Genomic DNA, 3,158 nt, shown 5'->3' with positions numbered 1-3,158 from the left:
GCGTGGCAACGTCCTACCCTCGCAGGGAGAAACCCCCAACTACTATCGGCGCTAAGAAGCTTAACTTCTGTGTTCGAGATGGGAACAGGTGTATCCTTCTTGCCATCGTCACCACACTTTATTTCTGAAAAAACTTTCGTTCTTTCAAAACTGAATCTATATCCAACTCCATCAATCTACCAGCTATACAACTCGTGGTTAAGTCCTCGACCGATTAGTACTAGTCCGCTCCATGCCTCGCGGCACTTCCACTTCTAGCCTATCTACCTGATCGTCTCTCAGGGGTCTTACTCACTTAATGTGATGGGAAATCTCATCTCGAGGGGGGCTTCACGCTTAGATGCTTTCAGCGTTTATCCCGTCCACACATAGCTACCCAGCGATGCTCTTGGCAGAACAACTGGTACACCAGCGGTGTGTCCATCCCGGTCCTCTCGTACTAAGGACAGCTCCTCTCAAATTTCCAACGCCCGCGACGGATAGGGACCGAACTGTCTCACGACGTTCTGAACCCAGCTCGCGTACCGCTTTAATGGGCGAACAGCCCAACCCTTGGGACCGACTTCAGCCCCAGGATGCGATGAGCCGACATCGAGGTGCCAAACCTCCCCGTCGATGTGAACTCTTGGGGGAGATAAGCCTGTTATCCCCAGGGTAGCTTTTATCCGTTGAGCGATGGCCCTTCCATGCGGAACCACCGGATCACTAAGCCCGACTTTCGTCCCTGCTCGACTTGTAGGTCTCGCAGTCAAGCTCCCTTCTGCCTTTACACTCTTCGAATGATTTCCAACCATTCTGAGGGAACCTTTGGGCGCCTCCGTTACACTTTAGGAGGCGACCGCCCCAGTCAAACTGCCCGTCTGACACTGTCTCCCACCCCGGTAAGGGGTGCGGGTTAGAGTGGTCATGTCACAAGGGTAGTATCCCACCGTTGCCTCCTCCGAAACTGGCGTCCCGGATTCTTCAGCTCCTACCTATCCTGTACATGTGACACAAACACTCAATATCAAACTACAGTAAAGCTCCATGGGGTCTTTCCGTCCTGTCGCGGGTAACCTGCATCTTCACAGGTACTATAATTTCACCGAGTCTCTCGTTGAGACAGTGCCCAGATCGTTACGCCTTTCGTGCGGGTCGGAACTTACCCGACAAGGAATTTCGCTACCTTAGGACCGTTATAGTTACGGCCGCCGTTTACTGGGGCTTCAATTCAAAGCTTCGCTTGCGCTAACCTCTCCTCTTAACCTTCCAGCACCGGGCAGGCGTCAGCCCCTATACGTCATCTTTCGATTTTGCAGAGACCTGTGTTTTTGATAAACAGTCGCCTGGGCCTATTCACTGCGGCTGGTATTGCTACCAGCACCCCTTCTCCCGAAGTTACGGGGTCATTTTGCCGAGTTCCTTAACGAGAGTTCGCTCGCTCACCTTAGGATTCTCTCCTCAACTACCTGTGTCGGTTTGCGGTACGGGTCCTATAAATCTTGCTAGAAGCTTTTCTCGGCAGTGTGACATCAGAAACTTCGGTACTAAACTTCCCTCCCCGTTACAGCTTGTCGCATCTGTGATAAGCATTTGACTCATCAGCCGACTCACTGCTTGGGCGTACACTTCCAGTCGTACGCTTTTCTTAGCCTCCTGCGTCCCTCCATTGCTCAAACGATTTATAGAAGTACAGGAATATCAACCTGTTGTCCATCGACTACGCCTATCGGCCTCGCCTTAGGTCCCGACTAACCCTGGGAGGACGAGCCTTCCCCAGGAAACCTTAGTTATTCGGTGGACGGGATTCTCACCCGTCTTTCGCTACTCATACCGGCATTCTCACTTCTAAGCGCTCCACATGTCCTTACGGTCATGCTTCACCACCCTTAGAACGCTCTCCTACCACTGGACCATAAGGTCCAATCCACAGCTTCGGTAATCTGTTTAGCCCCGTTACATTTTCGGCGCAGGGTCACTCGACTAGTGAGCTATTACGCACTCTTTGAATGATGGCTGCTTCTAAGCCAACATCCTAGTTGTCTGTGCAACCCCACATCCTTTTCCACTTAACAGATATTTTGGGACCTTAGCTGGTGGTCTGGGCTGTTTCCCTTTCGACTACGGATCTTATCACTCGCAGTCTGACTCCCGGATATAAATACATGGCATTCGGAGTTTATCTGAATTCGGTAACCCGAGATGGGCCCCTAGTCCAAACAGTGCTCTACCTCCACGATTCTCACTTCCGAGGCTAGCCCTAAAGCTATTTCGGAGAGAACCAGCTATCTCCAAGTTCGATTGGAATTTCTCCGCTACCCACACCTCATCCAAGCACTTTTCAACGTGCCCTGGTTCGGTCCTCCAGTGCGTTTTACCGCACCTTCAACCTGGACATGGGTAGATCACTTGGTTTCGGGTCTACGTCCACATACTTCATACGCCCTATTCAGACTCGCTTTCGCTACGGCTCCGACTCTTCATCTTAACCTCGCATGTAAACGTAACTCGCCGGTTCATTCTACAAAAGGCACGCCATCACCCATTAACGGGCTCTGACTACTTGTAAGCACACGGTTTCAGGTACTCTTTCACTCCCCTCCCGGGGTTCTTTTCACCTTTCCCTCACGGTACTGGTTCACTATCGGTCACTAGGTAGTATTTAGCCTTGCCAGATGGTCCTGGCGGATTCCGACGGGATTCCTCGTGTCCCGCCGTACTCAGGATGCTAGTAGAGTTCGTCAAGATGTCGCGTACAGGATTGTCACCTTCTGTGATGGGCCTTTCCAGACCACTTCTGCTATCTTGATGTCTTCTCACGTTCTAGTCCTACAACCCCAACAAGCAAGCTCGTTGGTTTGGGCTCCTCCCGTTTCGCTCGCCGCTACTCAGGGAATCGATTTTTCTTTCTCTTCCTGCAGGTAATGAGATGTTTCAGTTCCCTGCGTGTACCTCCTAATGAGCTATGTATTCACTCATTGGTAACACCCTATGAAAGGTGTTGGGTTCCCCCATTCGGAAATCTTTGGATCTTAGCTTACTTACAGCTCCCCAAAGCATATCGGTGTTAGTTCCGTCCTTCTTCGGCTCCTAGTACCAAGGCATCCACCGTGCGCCCTTATTCACTTAACCGTTGGTTAAATGTCGCATAGCGTTGCGTTTTGTTAAAAAACTCTTTT

At 51.0% G+C, this 3,158-nt stretch carries 2 rRNA genes; both read right to left on the bottom strand.

The features are described 5' to 3' along the window. Nucleotides 1-116, bottom strand: a 5S ribosomal RNA gene (rrf, locus tag HMPREF3106_RS05395). A 78-nt stretch (nt 117-194) separates the two neighbouring features. Then, nucleotides 195-3,111 (bottom strand): 23S ribosomal RNA (locus HMPREF3106_RS05390). Nucleotides 3,112-3,158: the final 47 nt, after the last annotated feature.

The organism is Granulicatella sp. HMSC31F03 (assembly GCF_001807725.1).
GTDB lineage: Bacteria > Bacillota > Bacilli > Lactobacillales > Aerococcaceae > Granulicatella > Granulicatella adiacens.
The sequence above is the reverse complement of the archived record's forward strand: the minus strand, read 5'-3'. Positions and strand labels throughout refer to the sequence as shown.